17 protein-coding genes are annotated in these 15,202 nt (G+C 68.4%); 9 read left to right on the forward strand and 8 right to left on the reverse strand.

All coding sequences use genetic code 11. From position 1 onward, the window contains the following. Window positions 1–25 precede the first annotated feature (25 nt). On the forward strand, window positions 26–541 hold the full coding sequence (locus tag J4573_RS23560; protein WP_208257966.1) for a DUF1638 domain-containing protein: 516 nt from the start codon (window positions 26–28) through the stop codon (window positions 539–541). Here J4573_RS23560 and J4573_RS23565 read toward each other — a convergent pair. Then, window positions 513–980, reverse strand: coding sequence for a Rieske (2Fe-2S) protein (locus tag J4573_RS23565; protein ID WP_208257967.1), 468 nt, complete (start codon window positions 978–980; stop codon window positions 513–515). The genes J4573_RS23560 and J4573_RS23565 overlap by 29 nt on opposite strands. Before the next feature lie 147 nt (window positions 981–1,127). Here J4573_RS23565 and J4573_RS23570 point away from each other — a divergent pair, with 147 nt between their 5' ends. Next, entirely contained in the window at window positions 1,128–1,304 is a 177-nt protein-coding gene (locus J4573_RS23570) for an Lrp/AsnC ligand binding domain-containing protein (RefSeq protein ID WP_208257968.1), read from the forward strand. A 64-nt stretch (window positions 1,305–1,368) separates the two neighbouring features. On the opposite strand, the gene J4573_RS23575 is transcribed toward J4573_RS23570, so the two are convergent. Then, a complete protein-coding gene (locus J4573_RS23575; RefSeq protein WP_208257969.1) occupies window positions 1,369–2,211 on the reverse strand; it encodes a TIGR03619 family F420-dependent LLM class oxidoreductase in 843 nt (280 codons plus the stop codon). A gap of 104 nt (window positions 2,212–2,315) precedes the next feature. Here J4573_RS23575 and J4573_RS23580 point away from each other — a divergent pair, with 104 nt between their 5' ends. Both J4573_RS23580 and J4573_RS23585 read left to right on the forward strand, forming a co-directional pair. After that, a complete protein-coding gene (locus J4573_RS23580; RefSeq protein ID WP_208257970.1) occupies window positions 2,316–3,263 on the forward strand; it encodes a LysR family transcriptional regulator in 948 nt (315 codons plus the stop codon). Between the two features lie 126 nt (window positions 3,264–3,389). Then, window positions 3,390–4,574 (forward strand): lactonase family protein, encoded by a 1,185-nt coding sequence (locus J4573_RS23585; RefSeq protein ID WP_208257971.1) that lies wholly within the window; start codon window positions 3,390–3,392, stop codon window positions 4,572–4,574. Window positions 4,575–4,695: 121 nt separating this feature from the next. On the opposite strand, the gene J4573_RS23590 is transcribed toward J4573_RS23585, so the two are convergent. Beyond that, complete coding sequence (locus J4573_RS23590) at window positions 4,696–4,953, reverse strand: Lrp/AsnC ligand binding domain-containing protein (RefSeq protein WP_208257972.1); 258 nt, start codon at window positions 4,951–4,953, stop codon at window positions 4,696–4,698. A 9-nt stretch (window positions 4,954–4,962) separates the two neighbouring features. Between J4573_RS23590 and J4573_RS23595 the strand changes: the two genes are divergently transcribed. Further along, complete coding sequence (locus J4573_RS23595; protein ID WP_208257973.1) at window positions 4,963–5,400, forward strand: aromatic-ring hydroxylase C-terminal domain-containing protein; 438 nt, start codon at window positions 4,963–4,965, stop codon at window positions 5,398–5,400. A 98-nt stretch (window positions 5,401–5,498) separates the two neighbouring features. Then, a complete protein-coding gene (locus tag J4573_RS23600; RefSeq protein ID WP_243773430.1) occupies window positions 5,499–5,945 on the forward strand; it encodes a VOC family protein in 447 nt (148 codons plus the stop codon). Between the two features lie 143 nt (window positions 5,946–6,088). Here J4573_RS23600 and J4573_RS23605 read toward each other — a convergent pair whose 3' ends face one another. Continuing rightward, entirely contained in the window at window positions 6,089–6,343 is a 255-nt protein-coding gene (locus tag J4573_RS23605; protein ID WP_208257974.1) for a hypothetical protein, read from the reverse strand. Window positions 6,344–6,710: 367 nt separating this feature from the next. Between J4573_RS23605 and J4573_RS55460 the strand changes: the two genes are divergently transcribed. Next, on the forward strand, window positions 6,711–6,845 hold the full coding sequence (locus J4573_RS55460; RefSeq protein ID WP_279575555.1) for a hypothetical protein: 135 nt from the start codon (window positions 6,711–6,713) through the stop codon (window positions 6,843–6,845). 497 nt (window positions 6,846–7,342) lie between these two features. Then, entirely contained in the window at window positions 7,343–7,768 is a 426-nt protein-coding gene (locus J4573_RS23610; RefSeq protein ID WP_208257975.1) for a hypothetical protein, read from the forward strand. 1,462 nt (window positions 7,769–9,230) lie between these two features. Here the strand turns inward: J4573_RS23610 and J4573_RS23615 are convergent. Beyond that, the gene (locus J4573_RS23615) at window positions 9,231–9,713 is read right to left on the reverse strand and encodes a MarR family winged helix-turn-helix transcriptional regulator (protein ID WP_208257976.1); all 483 of its coding nucleotides are present in this window, start codon (window positions 9,711–9,713) and stop codon (window positions 9,231–9,233) included. Here J4573_RS23615 and J4573_RS23620 point away from each other — a divergent pair. Next, window positions 9,712–10,206 carry a pyridoxamine 5'-phosphate oxidase family protein gene (locus tag J4573_RS23620; protein WP_208257977.1) on the forward strand — a complete coding sequence of 165 codons (495 nt, stop codon included), beginning with the start codon at window positions 9,712–9,714 and terminating at the stop codon, window positions 10,204–10,206. The two genes, J4573_RS23615 and J4573_RS23620, sit on opposite strands and share 2 nt — an antisense overlap. A 49-nt stretch (window positions 10,207–10,255) precedes the next feature. Here the strand turns inward: J4573_RS23620 and J4573_RS23625 are convergent, their stop codons facing one another. From J4573_RS23625 to uvrA, 3 genes are all read right to left on the reverse strand, one after another. Continuing rightward, window positions 10,256–11,275 carry a CU044_5270 family protein gene (locus J4573_RS23625; RefSeq protein WP_208257978.1) on the reverse strand — a complete coding sequence of 340 codons (1,020 nt, stop codon included), beginning with the start codon at window positions 11,273–11,275 and terminating at the stop codon, window positions 10,256–10,258. Further along, on the reverse strand, window positions 11,272–11,829 hold the full coding sequence (locus tag J4573_RS23630) for an RNA polymerase sigma factor (protein WP_307796817.1): 558 nt from the start codon (window positions 11,827–11,829) through the stop codon (window positions 11,272–11,274). The genes J4573_RS23625 and J4573_RS23630 overlap by 4 nt, the downstream gene beginning before the upstream one ends. A 373-nt stretch (window positions 11,830–12,202) precedes the next feature. Further along, the gene (uvrA, locus tag J4573_RS23635) at window positions 12,203–15,040 is read right to left on the reverse strand and encodes an excinuclease ABC subunit UvrA (RefSeq protein ID WP_208257980.1); all 2,838 of its coding nucleotides are present in this window, start codon (window positions 15,038–15,040) and stop codon (window positions 12,203–12,205) included. Between the last annotated feature and the right edge of the window lie 162 nt (window positions 15,041–15,202).

The raw sequence follows: 15,202 nt of genomic DNA on the forward strand, positions 1-15,202 counted from the left end.
CATCTGCAAAGTCCGCGACTGGCCCGTGACCGTCCACGCCCTCGCACCCCTGCTCCACAACCGCCCCGCCCAGATCCCGGCCGCCGTAGAAGAACAGGTGCGCGTACTCCGGTTCTCCTACATCCGCATCGCGATCGCCTACGCCGACTGCGGAACATACGGCGCGCTGGACGAGGTCTGCACACGCCTCAACGTCCCCCGCCTACGCGGCCCGCACTGCTACGAGACCTTCGCCGGCAGAGACCTCCTGGACGACGAACCAGGCACCTACATCCTCACCGACTTCCTGGCCCGCTCGTTCAAGCAGACGGTCGTCGCGCAGCTGGGCCTGGACCGCTACCCCGAACTGCGCGACGACTACTTCCGCCACTACAAGCAAGTGCTCTACCTTGCCCAGGACCTGACCCCCGAGAACAGACATCTGGCCCAGGAGGCCGCCGCCTTCCTGGACCTCCCCCTGCGTATCCTCCCCGCAGGTGTCTCCGGCCTGGAGTCCGAGCTTGAACGCCTGCTCACCCCAGGTTCAGATCGCCGCCCTTGACCGTGACCTTCATCTTGGCCAGCGCACGCGGCGCCGGGCCTCGCTTCACCGAGCCGTCCTCGATGGAGTACTTGCTGCCATGGCAGGGGCAGTTGATCGTGCCGCCGGACACTTCCCCGACCGTGCAGCCCATGTGCGTGCAGACGGCGGTGAACGCGTAGAACTCGCCCTTCTGCGGCTGCGTCACCACGACCTTCTCCGCGGGGAAGACCTTGCCGCCGCCCACGGGGATCTCGCTGGCCTTGCCCAGATCCCCGCTCGCCTGCTCCGGAGCCCCGGAGGACTGACCGGCCTGTGACGGCGTGGCGGACGCGGCCGTACCGCCCTTGTCCGACCCACCGCACGCCGCCACCACACCGGCCAGTCCAACGAGCCCCGCTCCCGCGAGGACGTCGCGCCGAGTGCCTCCGTCCGCCTCAGGCGTGGATCGTTGACGCATCGGACGACCTCCCCGTGTTCACAGGCTCCGGCGGAATTCCCGCCTTCCCCCACCTCACGGCTCCGCCACCGATTCGGTTCACCTAGGGTGACCGGCATTTCTCGCACAGGCATGAACGGGAGCCCGAGAGGCTAGCGCCCGAGTTCGGTGATCACCGGCGACGACTGCTTCATCGCCAAGGTGGCCGCCCTGTCGATGCATCACCTTGAAGAGGTCGTCGCGGGCCTCGCCCGTTTCGGATCGACGTCCACGACCGTCGTCTACTCGACCACCGTCAGCGGCCGCCCCGTGACTCGCGATCTAGTCCAAGACCTCGACATCTAGCGCCGCTTCGGCGGCGCCGCGCACCGTCCCGGCGGTGACACCCTCGAAGGAATGATCACGTCGGTCAGATACGGCCGATGAGTGTTTCGCCTGCCTGCTCGATCAGTTGCTCGATGTCCGAGCCGTCGGATGTGGCTGATTGAATCACGAGTCGATGCACTCCCAGGTCGGCATAGCGCAGGGCGGTTTCGCGGTCGACGGGGCCGGGAGGGGTGACGGTGATTTCGAGATCGCCCAGTCCGGTGGGGCGGTCGCATTCCGCGGCTGCTTCACGCAGACGGGCAAGCTGCTCCGCCGTTTCCTTGACACTCAGGTAGACGCCGTACCAGCCGTTTCCGGCCAGGAGCGCCCGGCGGTGTGCTGCTGCAGAGTGCCCGCCCACCACGATCGGTGGATGCGGACGCTGAACCGGATACGGCCGCTGGAAGACCTCGGAAAAGGAAACGAACCGACCGGTGAATGACGGTGCCGCCTCGGTCCAGAGAACGCGCATCGCAGCGAGGTACTCGTCGGTCCGGGCACCGCGCTCGGCCAGGGACACGCCGAGTGCCCGCAACTCCGGCTCCACATATCCGACACCGATGCCGACACTCAGCCGCCCCTTCGCCAATATGTCAATCGAGGACAGCTGCTTGGCCAACAGAACCGGCTGCCGTTGCGGCAGGACGAGAACGCCGAACCCTAGGCGTATACGCGTGGTCACTGCGGCCAGGTAACTCACAGCGGCGACCACTTCCAGCCGCGGCTGTTCGCCGTCGTATTGGGTGGGCAGGGCGATGTGGTCGCCGACCCATAGGGATTCGAATCCGGCTTCCTCCGCGAGCCGTGCCCGACGCGCCAGCGTGTCCGGCTGAATGCCGTTGCCGCGCAGCAGCCCGTACAGGCCCAGCTTGAGTCTTTCGCTCATCGTTGCACCCCTTTCACACGCGGAAACGCTAGAAGGGGGCGAGGTATATGTCTAATGATGAGATCGTGGCTCTGCCATGCAGAATCCGTATATCAGGGGGGCGGATGAACACCATCTGGCTGGAGGCCTTCCGTGAGGTCGCGGCGCGCGGCTCGTTGAGCGCGGCCGGAGAGTCGCTGGGATACACGCAGCCAGCGATGTCGCGGCACATCGCAGCCCTCGAGAACGCCACCGGTGCGCGCCTGTTCGATCGGCTCTCTCGCGGTGTCCGTCTCACCGAGGAGGGCCGCAGCCTTCTGCCCTATGCCGAGGCGATGCTGGAGCGGATGAACGCCGCGCATGAGGCCCTGGCCGCGCTGCGCGATCTGGACGCCGGCCGACTGCGCGTTGGTGCCTTCGCCTCCGCCGACGCCGAGCTCGTCCCCCGCGCCCTGGCCGCCTTCCACGCGGCGCATCCACAGATCGAACTGTCGCTGGTCGAAGCCAACAGCAGCCTTCAGCTCGGGCATCTCCAGGATGGCCGCGTCGACGTCGCCGTGATCAGCGTGTACCCGGACCAGACGCCCGACACCGGTCACCTCGACCTTCATCGCCTGCTGGACGACCCCTTGATGGTGGCGCTGGCCGCCGGTCATCGACTGGGCGGCGGCCACGTTCTGCGCCTGGCCGAGTTGGCCTCCGAACACTGGATCGAGGGGTTTCCCGGCAGCGTGGAGAGCCTCATCGAGGCATGTGCGCGCGTGGGCTTCCGGCCGCGCATCGCCTTCGGGGCACGTGAATGGATCGCCAAGCAGGGGTTCGTGGCGGCCGGTCTCGGTGTTGCTCTGGTGCCGCTGCTGGCGGCGCGCTCCATCCGCCCCGACATCAAGCTGAGTCCCCTGGACCCCGACGATGCGCCCGTACGGACGATCTACGCGGCAACCTTGCGCGGAGCGACGATGGCGCCGCCTGCGATCGCCTTCCTGAACTGCCTCCAGGAAGCCGCTCGCACCATCGTTGCTGCAAGCAGCGCCGCCTGCGATGGTTCGAGCGCCTGTGACCATCTCGCGTGAACGAAGAACGGGGCAAGGCCCACTGTGAGCGCGCCAGGTGTGCCGGGGCACCCCTCGGCATGGAACGGGGTGGAACGCCTACGAGGTGTCGTCACATCAGGTTCCAGGAACAGTAGGGAGACATTCGTGTCGTCCGTATCCATAAAAGCGGGTGGGGCCGTTCTGGCCGCCGCGCTGCTCGGCGTTCCGGGTCTCGCCCCATCACAAGCGTCCGCGGACCCGGTGGTGCCGCCCGCCGGCGGCGTCCTTTACGTCAGCAACGCGGGCTCGGGTGACGTCTCGTCCATGGCGATCGGCTCGCGAGGCGAACTCAAGCTCATCAACCGCCCCGTGAAGACCGGCGGCGCCACCCCTCGGGGCATCGCCCTCACCACGAACGGGGCCACCGCGTACGTCGTCAACAGCGACTCGGACCAGCTCTCGGTGTTCCGCGTGGGGCCGCAAGGCGCGCTGCTGCCGAACCCGCAGGTCTTCCCGACCGGCGACGAACCGTGGGGGGCGACGGTCTCCCCGAACGGGCGCACCCTGTACGTGACCAACACCGGCGACGGCGATGACGACGACACCACCCACGGTGTCGGGACGATCTCGGCGTACCGGATCGGCCCGGACGGGACGCCCTCCAAGATCGGCGACTTCAAGACCACAGCGGACTCTCCGAAGCAGACGGTGCTGTCCCCCGACGGGCGCTTCCTCTACCTCTCGTACGCCAACGCGGACGAGACGCAAGACAGCCCGGCGCGGCCCATCACCAGGTACGCCGTGCTGCCGGACGGCTCGCTCGGCCCCGCGCAGGACGTGGCGAAGGCCGAGCCCGCCGACTACGGGATCACGGTGAGCCCGGACGGCGGCCTGGTGTACGTGACCTCGAACGTCGCGCAGGACGTGCGGGGCTTCCGGGTCGGCAAGGACGGCTCGCTGACACCCGTGACCCAGTCACCGATCTCCGTGCGGGACGCGGTCGGTCTCAAGGTCACGCCGGACGGCCAGCACCTGTACGTCTGCGCCAACTTCGACACCACCGAGGTCCCCGGCAGCGGTCTGCTCGGCTTCACGATCCACGCGGACGGCTCGCTCACACCGGCCGCCGAATCGCCCACCCTTACCGAAGGCACCTCGTCGGTCGCGATCACACCCGACGGCCGGGACATCTTCTCCAACATGCAGGACGCGAGCCAGATAGTCGCGTCCGCGATCGGAGCCGGTGGCGCACTGAAGCCGGCCCCCGGTTCCCCGTTCCCCACCGGTGGGAAGCGCCCGCTGAGCCAGTCGCTCGCCGTACGCCCCGTTCCCGCAACCACCCCGCGTTAGGAATCAGCCCGATTGTGATGCGCAGATCGCCGCTACCGCGATCTGCGCGTCACGATCGACACCCACCGGCACGCTTGTGCCCGGCCCTCACTTGGGAACGTCCACTCCTGCTGCGTGGTCGCTAGGTCTGGTTCGCGGCCTGTTTGAGGGTTCTGATCACTGGCGCGGTCTCGACGTGTGTGATGGCGGGCAGCTTGGCCACGCGGGTGGTGAGGTACTGGTACAGGTCCCGTTGGCTCGCGCACACCACGGTCGCGTACAGGTTCGTCGTCCCGGTCGTGGCGGCGGCGACGGCTGGGCACCCGAGCACCTGCTCGACACCTACCACGCCGAACGCCACCCGGTCGCGGCCGCCGTGCTCCGCAACGTCCAGGCACAAAGCCTGCTCATGGACCAGCAAGGCACCCGCGACCCGGACCTGACGGCCGCCAAGGACCTGTTCGCCGCGCTGGCCCAACTACGGGACGTGCAGTACCACCTCGACGACATGCTGTCCGGGATGGGCATCCGCTACCCGATGCCGGGCACTCGGGACCAGCCACTCGTCGGCCTTCCCGCACCGGATCAGCACCTCGGCCCGGTCCGCTCGCACGAACTCCTGCGGCGCGGGCACGGCGTCCTGATCGACCCGGCCGACAGATTCGCCAAGGCCGCCGCACCCTGGCAAGACCGGGCGGGACAGGGCACCGCCGCCCAGCCAATGCTCATCCGGCCCGACGGCTACGTCTGCTGGGCCGGCAACCCCGACGACCTCGAACCGGCCCTCGCCCACTGGTTCGGCGAAGCCACCCCCACTGACACCGCGCGGCTGCGTCCTCCGGGGTGACTGCGGCGGAGTCGCTCAGGCATCACCACTTGGCGGTCAGTGTCGGAGGCTCTGTGCATAGTGGCGAACGCACCTTGCCGCCACCCCGGGAGAGACCGATGTCGTCCGTGAGCTTCCAACTGGTGATCGACTGCACTGACCCTGAGCCGCTCGCGCGTTTCTGGGCCGCCGCATTGGGCTACCAGCTCGAGCCCCCTCCCGATGGTTTCTCCAGCTGGGACGCCTACCGGCGAGACCTCGGAGTGCCAGAGGAGGAACTGGGCCAGGGCGCGGACTGCATCGTCGATCCCGGCGGGCGAGGACCACGGATCTGGTTCCAGGTCGTACCGGAACGTAAAGCCGTCAAGAACAGGCTGCACCTCGACATCGGCGTCAGCGGCGGCCGTGAGGTCGCCCTCCACACACGCAGGCAGCGCGTCGACACCGAGGCGAGCCGTCTAGCCGAGCTCGGCGCCGTACGCGTCGCTGTCCTGTACACCGAAGGCCTCGACCACTACGCCGTCGCGATGAAAGACCCCGAGGGCAACGAATTCGACATCAACTGACAGGCCCCGCGACCGGCCATGGCCTGTGAGATGGACAGGCCTCAAGGGGCCTGCCGGGGATCCGGCAGACCCCTTGTGATGCTGCGATCATGCCTCCTTGGTCTTCTCCAGCATCACGGGAGGCTGTGTGGGTGGTGCCGATCTCACCTCCTGGACGGTCCGCGCCGCTGTCGGGCGGCGACGCAGAGGCCGATGCCCGCCGCTGTCATGACGAAGGCGAGCAGCGACAGCGCCGCGGCGTGTGCCCCGGTGAACGGCAGGGCGGCTTTCGCGGTGGCGGCAGGTGCTGCCAACGTGCCGCCGCCTGTGGGCGTGAGCCACGCGCGATCGCTTGCACCAGCCGGACGCAGCCCGGCTTCCGCGAACTGCCCCATGGGGCTCGCGTACGCCATGGTCATCGCAGTCCGTGCGCAGGACGGCGGCGCAGTCGGCGAGACTGGACGCCCCGCCGGGCGATGCGCGAGCGGCGAGCATGCCAGCCTGTACGCGCACGGTGACCTGTGCGCACACGGTGACCGATGAGTCGACGGCGGCCTGTGCGTGGACAGCCGGTTGTGCGAGCAGGGCTGCCCGTGCGTGGGCGGCCTGTGGGTGGACGGCGGACGGTGCGAGCACGGTGGCTCGTGCGTGGGCGGCGGGCAGGGTGACGGCGGCGGGCACCGGTGAGATGCCGGGCCGTGGTGCCGTTGGTGGCGCGTACCGCACGAGGCGGTGGCGTGCCCGAGCACGCCGGCCGCGTTACCCCAGACAGTGATGGGTGCCTGGATGACACCGGTGATCGGGCCTGCCGTGTGGCCGCCGGTGTTCGGCTGCGGAGAGCACCGCCCGTGCGCCGAGCCCAGCGCTGCGACGGCGTTGCCGCACACCCTCACCGGGACCGAGATCATCGAGCCGGTGTGACCGGTGGTGGGTGACCGGTGGCCCCTCACCGGAGCCCCGATCGTGCATGAGGCACGCGAGGAGCCCAGCACCGCCACCGCGTTCCCGCACAGGGTCACCGGGGCGCTCACCGAGAGCGGACCCCTACGCCAGTGCGAGGTGCGAGCCGAGTACTGCTCAGCGCAGCCGGCTCGGGCCGAGGCGAGCACACCGACGGCGTTGCCGCACACCGTGATCGGTGCCCTCACCCTAACTCGACGTGAAGGGATGAGGGTGTGGTGATGGACGGTGCGGTGCGCATGGTGTCGCTTGGGCGAGGCCGTCGGGTGTTGAGCGTGGCGTTGAGCTCCCGAACGACACGCCCCTTGGGCCGAGCCGAGCACACCGACAGCGTTGCCGCACACCTTGATCGGAGCGTGCAGCCGCATCCCGGCGAGCAACTGGGCAGGCCTGTGTGTGGCCGGCACCCTCCCGCCGATGCCCTTGTGGTGCGTGGTGCTGTGGTGCGTGGTGCTGTGGTGCAGGGCCTTGTGGTGCAGGGCCTTGTGGTGCGAGTGGTAGGCCGAACGGTGGTGTTCGACGTGCCGCCGATGGCTCAGCACCGAGTGGTGATGGGTGATCTTGTGGATGATGCGCAGATGCGTATGCGGGTGGTGCCTCCAGTTGTGGTGATGCCGGACGTGGTGTCGGTGACTTGCGTGGTGATGGCGAGCGTGGTGGTGGCTGCGGTACCGGTGTGCGGTGGCTCCGCATCGCGCCTTGGCGTGGCCGCAGACCTGGCTGCTGCTCACCGAGATGGGTGGGCGAACCGGCAGACCGGTGGGCGCGCGGCTGGCATCGGCGTGTGCGATGCCTGCGGCGAGGACCATCCATCCGCCCGCCGCCAGGGCCGCGCCGACGGCCCTACGCGGCCAGCTTCCCTGAAGGAAAGCGGGCGTGATTGACCAGCGAGACATGACTCAAGCTCCGTTCGTCTCGAACTCGTTCTGGGATGCCGGCGCCGGATGGCGCGGCAGAGACGCTGCCGACCCTGGGTCGGCGTGGAGCGGATCAGCCTGCGGGAACGCCCGGGCGCGTGGTGCGGCCCGTTGGGATTAGCGGATTGAGCGCGTAACGGTTACTGAGGCACGTGGAATGAGCATCTGCCCGGTCGATCGCGCAAGCCAGAAGCGGCGACTGGGACCGTGTTGAATCTGAACCCGCCGAACCGGTCTGGAACCAGGGCGGGGCATCGCCGGGGCCGGGCAGGCCAGGTTGGGTGGGGCCGGTGTCCAGCGAGGCAATGGCCGCCGGTGGCCCGGACGCATGGTCAGAGATGCCATGAGGTAGATCACTTACGTTCGGTGCGGTGGGTCGGCTCGGCGGTGCGGGGAACTGTGGCGCCTGAACGGCTGATGCTCGCAGGGTCCGTCTTCCACGTTCACCGGTGCGTGGTGGGGCGAGGAGCACGCTGTGAACGGCTGAAGGGGCCGTTGCCGAGAGCCGACGCTGGGGCATCTCAACCTGAGAGGCGCGGGCAGGGCCTGGCAGCAAAGGCAGAACGACCTGAGGGAGCTGCTCAGGTGTCGACGGGAGGAGAGGAGAGAGGTCAGGCACCGCGGCCGGTGCCGCTCCCCGCAGAGTCGCAACCACCCTGTGGCCCGCCCTCGGCACCGTGCCCACGGCGTCATTGACGAGCCGCGGCAGTCGATTGCCGGTCACGGACGCGATGACGGGCTCAACCGTCTCGACGACACCCACTTCGCTCGACACCAGCTTCCTTACACCGGTGACGCTCGGCTTTAGTGCCGTGGCGAGAATCGTCCTTGGCTCGGAGTGCGTCAATGGCCTGCTTATTGCCTCAGCGCCCTGACGAGGAACGCCCAGCTTTATGAAACGGTGGATGGCATGGGCGCGATGAGTATGAACGGCGCGCGGGCGCAACCGTTCATGCGAGGCGTCGGCGAAGACCCGGATCCTCGCCCTAGTGCGTGCTCCATGCGTCCTCGCGGACCGGTGCAGGCGCCGAACGTGCGAACGATGCGCAGCATGATGCCGTATCGCTGAAAGAGTCGCGTCCCGTACGTGCCGTGTATGGCCGATGTGCCTCACGGACGACAGATGGTGCGCCCTGACATGCCGGACGGGGCTGCGCAGATGCAGCCTGATGTGCTTATGCAGGTGATGTCCGCGATGACCGCCCAAGTGCCGGACGGCCGTGTGCTTGTGCCTGTGTCCTGGTTTCGTGGCGGCATTTCCGGCGTCGGACCCGCAGGCCAGCAGCCAACCCGCCAGCACCAGCACGCTGACGACGACGAGCCGCACCCACACCCCGCCTTGCTTGGGGGTGGTCTTCGCAACTCCGTCGAAGCGTGCCGTGATCTTGTGGCAGCGATCTGCCTAGCGGTCTGGCGAGTGGCGAGGCGTTCAGATCGGCGGGCGGATCGTACGCCTGCGGATCGAATCGCCCACGTTGAAGCGGGTCAGGAGTTGGGCGAGCAGCAAGCGCGTTTCGGCGACACGGTCCGCTCCGAACTCGCTGGCCAATTCCCTGTCGAGTGCCGCACGGTGGCGGCGGGCGGCGTCCACTGCGGCCTCGCCGTACTCGGTGAGGCGCAGAAGCTTCACACGCGCGTCGACGAGAGAGGGCTCGCGGGTGAGCAGTCCGCGGCGTTCGAGGTCGACGACGGCCTTGGACGCGGCCTGCTGGGTGACGTTCATGCGTTCGGCGAGCATGGTGATCGACAGCGGTCCGCTCAGCACGTGCTGGATGACCAGGCCGTCGTTGAATCGCAGCTCACCGAACCCGTCGGCGGTCAGCCGCCGTTGAACCTCGTCGGCCATGGCCCAGCCGGCGAAGAGAGCGGCCAGCGACAGGTCGATGTTCTCAGCGGTAGGATTCACAACCATGGTTGTGAAAACTAGCAGACCCGATGCCGGCGTCGTCGGCGACTTCGTCCGCATCGCTCATCGCATCGTCTGGTGCACGCTGGCCACCGTGGATCGGCGGGGTCGCCCGCGTTCCCGCGTCGTGCATCCGTACTGGGAGTGCGATGGGGGCGGTGTCACCGGCTGGATGTTCACCCGCGCGACCTCACCGAAGATCACACACCTCGCCCATCGATCCCAGGTCTCGTGCTCATACTGGGACCCCGCGCACGAGATCGCGGTCGCCGAGTGCGACGGTGAGATCGCCGACGACGAGGCGACCCGGCACAAGATCTGGGACCTGTTCGCGACCGCGGAAGAGCCGCTCGGCTACGACCCGCGCATCTTGGGCAGCGAGGACCATCGCGACGAGAGCATCACCGTCATCAGAATGACCCCGTGGCGGCTCGTCACGCCGAACAGATCATGGCAACTGGATCCGTCCAGCGCGGAGCAGGCCGCCGGGCAGCGCTGACGTACCCCACAACATCCGAGCCCGCGTCACAACTCGCATCGCCGTTCGGTTAACGATCGCCCGGCTTGTCGACGACCTTGCTGGGCAGGTACGCGATGTTGATCAGCACCTGCCCGACGTGCTGGACTTCTGTGGATTCTCCTAGGCGCCTGGAGGGGGGCTTCGCACCTTGAGGAGAGCCGCCCTTCGGCGCACCGGCGGACGTGATGGTCCGGTCGCGTGTGGCGACGGTCCGACTCCCCATGAAGTCGTACGTCCTGGGGTCCAGGATCAGCTCTTCGCGGCCGATGTCGGAGTCCCGGGTCACCGCGATGCCGGGTCGCCCGGCGAGATCGGTGATGTTCTTCTCGATCCGTACACCAGGGATCTTCGCCAGCGCGCGGAACAGTGCGGCGTTCACCTTGGGGGGCATGATCGGCGCGTCCCTGAAGATCACGAAGATCTGTCCGAAGAGACGTTCGTTCTGGTTGTTTCCGGCGATCTTCCGGCTGTCCTTGCGCAACCGCGTCAGGAGGGCTCCGGTCTCCGTGGGCAACCCGTTCACGTAGTCGTAGAACTGGCGGGGCGACCTGTCGTCGCCCTCAAGGCCGGAGTCGTGGACGGTCACCTTCTTCCACTTGGCGTCGTAGTCCGCGGTCTTCGTACCGTCGAACCGCCACCACTGCTCCATCGTCGCCTTGCCGTTCCGGGCCCAGGGGGCGTTGGAGACGATCAGCTCCGGAACGTAGATCCACTGATCGGGTTTCGGGCGAGGGGCCGTCTGGTTCTCGACGGTCTTGGCCGCGACCTCCAGGATCCGCAGATCGGCGGAGCCGCTCTCGCCACCGGCCTGTGGCGTCTTGGCCGGGGTGGTCCCGACCTGTGTCGCGACGATCGCCCCCGCGGTGACCGCCACGACACCGCCGACCATCAGCCGCCGGCGGGTGCGCCGTGCCGAGGCGCGAGGCCGGACCGGCGGCGCGTCGAACTCCGCGTGCAGCCGAGCCCAGGCCCGTGCCTTGACCGCCGGGTCGTCGGGCGGACCGGCCGGCAGGGTCTCCCGCATGGCGGTCATCACGTCGTCGTTCATGCGTACTCCTCTTTGAAACGAGCGAGGTCGCCGAGGGAGCGGCGGAGCTTCTTGCGGATGCGGTGCAGGCGGGACTGGACGGTGCCCAGTGGCAGGTCGAGCGCCTGGGCCGCCTCTTCGTAGGTCAGCTCCGCCCAGACGATCATCAGCAGGAGGTCGCGTTCGTGCGCCGACAACCTGCTGAGCGCCGACGCGATCCGTGGAGCGAGGCGCTGGGCGTTCAGCCGCGCGTCGACGCTGTCGTCGAACGGCGTGATCCATTCGGCGTCCGCCCGCGCGAGCACCTGGTTGCGGCGGCGCTCGGCCCGGCGGTGCTGGCTGATGAGATTGGTCGCGATGCCGTACAGCCACGGCCGCGCGTCCGTACGGGCCGGGTCGTACCGCTTCCGCGCCTGAAAGGCCGTGGTGAAGACCTCGGCGCTGACGTCCTCGGCGGCCTCGGGGCCTAGCCGCCGGTAGATGTAGCGGTGGATCTCGTCCCAGTGCCGATGGAAGATCTCGGCGAATCTCTCCGGGTCCGTGAGGGACGCGCTGATGGCGGCACTGTCGGACACCTCCTCTGCGTCGGGCGGGTTTCTGGGCACCACCGGCGAACGCTCCCTTCGGCACGAACAATCAACCGGTACTTGGTGCGGCGGCGCCCCGCTGTTCCCCCTTTTCGCCCGTCCACGGCGAGGCGGACGTGAACGTGGCGAAGGCGCCGAGAGCCGAGGGCAGCGGGATTTCGGTGAGGAGCTGCGGGCGGATCGCCCGGCCGGGGCGCCGAGGAGGCAGCGCAGGCCGATCTCCTGGCGTTCGAGCACCGAGATGACCATGGTGTGGGCCGCGCCGGGTGCCCGGAGTTGGGCAGGCGGGCAGGCCGGAGGCGGTGAGGCCCGCCGACCGGTCGTTCCGGGACGACGGCGGTGCGGCGGGCCTGCCCCTCGGTCAGTCGAGGAGCTTGGCGAGGAAGGTGCCGGTGTGGCTGGCCTCGACCTTGGCGATGTCCTCGGGGGTGCCGGTGGCGACGACGGTGCCGCCTCGGGAGCCGCCCTCGGGGCCCATGTCGATGATCCAGTCGGCGGTCTTGATGACGTCGAGGTTGTGCTCGATGACGATGACGGTGTTGCCCTTGTCGACCAGGCCGTTGAGGACGCCGAGGAGCTTGCGGATGTCCTCGAAGTGCAGGCCCGTGGTGGGCTCGTCCAGCACGTAGATGGTGCGGCCGGTGGAGCGCTTCTGGAGCTCGGCCGAGAGCTTGACGCGCTGGGCCTCGCCGCCCGACAGGGTGGGGGCGGGCTGGCCCAGGCGGACGTAGCCGAGGCCCACCTCGTTGAGGGTCTTCAGGTGGCGGTGGATCGCGGTGATCGGCTCGAAGAAGACCGTGGCCTCCTCGATCGGCATGTCGAGGACCTCGGAGATGGTCTTGCCCTTGTAGTGGACCTCCAGGGTCTCCCGGTTGTAGCGGGCGCCGTGGCAGACCTCGCACGGGACGTAGACGTCCGGGAGGAAGTTCATCTCGATCTTGATCGTGCCGTCGCCGGAGCAGTTCTCGCAGCGGCCGCCCTTGACGTTGAAGGAGAAGCGGCCCGGCTGGTAGCCGCGGACCTTCGCCTCGGTGGTCTGCGCGAACAGCTTGCGGATGTGGTCGAAGACGCCGGTGTAGGTGGCCGGGTTCGAGCGGGGGGTGCGGCCGATCGGCGACTGGTCGACGTGGACGACCTTGTCGAGCTGGTCGACGCCGTTGACCCGCTTGTGCTTGCCCGGCACGGTACGGGCGCCGTTCAGCTGCTTGGCGAGCGAGTTGTAGAGGATGTCGTTGACCAGGGTCGACTTGCCCGAGCCGGAGACTCCGGTGACCGCCGTGAAGACGCCGAGCGGGAACGATACGTCGACGTTCTGCAGGTTGTTCTGCTGGGCGCCCTTGACCGTGATCTCGCGGCCCCGGGTGCGCGGGCGGCGGATCTCGGGGATCGGGATGGTGCGGCGGCCCGACAGGTAGGCGCCGGTCAGGGACTTCTCGGACTTCTTGAGGTCCTCGACGGTGCCGGAGACGACGATCTCGCCGCCGTGCTCGCCCGCGCGGGGGCCGATGTCGACGATCCAGTCGGCCGCGTCGATGGTGTCCTCGTCGTGCTCGACGACGATCAGGGTGTTTCCCATGTCGCGCAGGCGGAGGAGGGTCTCCAGGAGGCGGTGGTTGTCGCGCTGGTGCAGGCCGATGGACGGCTCGTCCAGGACGTAGAGGACCCCGACCAGGCCGGAGCCGATCTGGGTGGCCAGCCGGATGCGCTGAGCCTCGCCGCCCGCGAGCGTGGCGGAGGCGCGGTCCAGGGTGAGGTAGTCCAGGCCGACGTCCAGCAGGAAGCCCAGCCGCGCGTTGATCTCCTTGAGGACGCGCTCGGCGATCTGCTTCTCGCGGTCGTTCAGCTCCATGGCCAGCAGGTACTTGGCGGCCTCGCCGATCGGCATCGAGGCGACCTCGGCGATCGAGCGGCCGCCCATGGTGACCGCCAGGACGACGGGCTTCAGCCGCGCGCCGTGGCAGGTCGGGCACGGGATCTCCCGCATGTAGCCCTCGAACTTCTCCCGGGTGGAGTCGCTCTCGGACTCGGAGTGGCGCCGCTGGATGTAGGGGATCGCGCCCTCGTAGGCGGTGTAGTACGAGCGGGTGCGGCCGTAGCGGTTCTTGTAGCGGACGTGGACCTGGGTCTCGTGCCCGCCCAGGATCGCCTTGCGCGACTTGGCGGGCAGCTTCTCCCAGGGCGTGTTCAGGTCGAAGCCCATGGCGTCGCCCAGCGCCGACAGCAGGCGCAGGAAGTAGTCGCTGACGTGGCCGTTGGACCACGGCGAGATCGCGCCCTCGCCGAGCGTCTTCTCCACGTCCGGCACGACCAGCTCGGGGTCGACCTCCATGCGGGTGCCGAGGCCGGTGCAGTCGGGGCAAGCGCCGTAGGGCGAGTTGAACGAGAACGAGCGCGGCTCGAGCTCGTCGAACGACAGGTCGTCGTAGGGGCAGTAGAGGTGCTCGGAGTACATCCGGGTGCGGTGCTCGTCGTCCTCGGGCAGGTCGACGAAGTCCAGCACGATCGTGCCGCCGGCCAGGCCGAGCGCGGTCTCCACCGAGTCGGCCAGCCGCTGGCGGGCCGAGTCCTTGACCGCCAGCCGGTCGACGATCACGGAGATGTCGTGCTTCTCCTGCTTCTTGAGCTTGGGTGGCTCGTCCAGCCGGATCGTGGCGCCGTCGACGATCGCGCGCGAGTAGCCCTTGGACTGCAGCTCGCGGAACAGCTCGAGGTATTCGCCCTTGCGGCCGCGGATCACCGGGGCGAGCACCTGGAACCGGCTGCCCTCCTCCAGCTCCAGCACCCGGTCGACGATCTGCTGCGGGGCCTGGCGGCTGATCGGGCGGCTGCAGATCGGGCAGTGCGGGTGGCCGATCCGGGCGTACAGCAGCCGCAGGTAGTCGTAGACCTCGGTGATCGTGCCCACCGTGGAACGCGGGTTCTTGCTGGTGGACTTCTGGTCGATCGAGACGGCCGGCGACAGGCCCTCGATGAAGTCGACGTCGGGCTTGTCCATCTGGCCGAGGAACTGCCGGGCGTAGGCCGACAGCGACTCCACGTAGCGGCGCTGGCCCTCCGCGAAGATCGTGTCGAACGCCAGACTCGACTTGCCGGACCCCGACAGCCCGGTGAACACGATCATGGCGTCGCGCGGCAGGTCGAGCGAGACGTCCTTCAGGTTGTGCTCGCGTGCTCCACGCACGATGAGTCGGTCATGCACAGCGTTCTTCCCGGTCCTCTTCTGGGCGCAGCGAATGGAGAGACAGCTCGCTCATCAGGCTAGCGAGGGGGTACGACAGAATTCCCCGTCCAGCGACAACACCGCATCCGGCCGTCGCATTTCGAACCGTACACGTGTTCGAAGATCTCTCGCCACCGGAAC

This window comes from Actinomadura barringtoniae (genome assembly GCF_017573505.1).
Lineage (GTDB): Bacteria > Actinomycetota > Actinomycetes > Streptosporangiales > Streptosporangiaceae > Spirillospora > Spirillospora barringtoniae.

What these genes read in the sequence shown, in the direction of transcription:
- J4573_RS23565 (WP_208257967.1), bottom strand. Translation starts at nt 980, where the DNA reads ATGCGTCAACGATCCACGCCTGAGGCGGACGGAGGCACTCGGCGCGAC.
- J4573_RS23575 (WP_208257969.1), bottom strand. Translation starts at nt 2,211, where the DNA reads ATGAGCGAAAGACTCAAGCTGGGCCTGTACGGGCTGCTGCGCGGCAAC.
- J4573_RS23580 (WP_208257970.1), top strand. Translation starts at nt 2,316, where the DNA reads ATGAACACCATCTGGCTGGAGGCCTTCCGTGAGGTCGCGGCGCGCGGC.
- J4573_RS23595 (WP_208257973.1), top strand. Translation starts at nt 4,963, where the DNA reads ATGGACCAGCAAGGCACCCGCGACCCGGACCTGACGGCCGCCAAGGAC.
- J4573_RS23600 (WP_243773430.1), top strand. Translation starts at nt 5,499, where the DNA reads ATGTCGTCCGTGAGCTTCCAACTGGTGATCGACTGCACTGACCCTGAG.
- J4573_RS23605 (WP_208257974.1), bottom strand. Translation starts at nt 6,343, where the DNA reads ATGACCATGGCGTACGCGAGCCCCATGGGGCAGTTCGCGGAAGCCGGG.
- J4573_RS55460 (WP_279575555.1), top strand. Translation starts at nt 6,711, where the DNA reads ATGACACCGGTGATCGGGCCTGCCGTGTGGCCGCCGGTGTTCGGCTGC.
- J4573_RS23620 (WP_208257977.1), top strand. Translation starts at nt 9,712, where the DNA reads ATGGTTGTGAAAACTAGCAGACCCGATGCCGGCGTCGTCGGCGACTTC.
- J4573_RS23615 (WP_208257976.1), bottom strand. Translation starts at nt 9,713, where the DNA reads ATGGTTGTGAATCCTACCGCTGAGAACATCGACCTGTCGCTGGCCGCT.
- J4573_RS23625 (WP_208257978.1), bottom strand. Translation starts at nt 11,275, where the DNA reads ATGAACGACGACGTGATGACCGCCATGCGGGAGACCCTGCCGGCCGGT.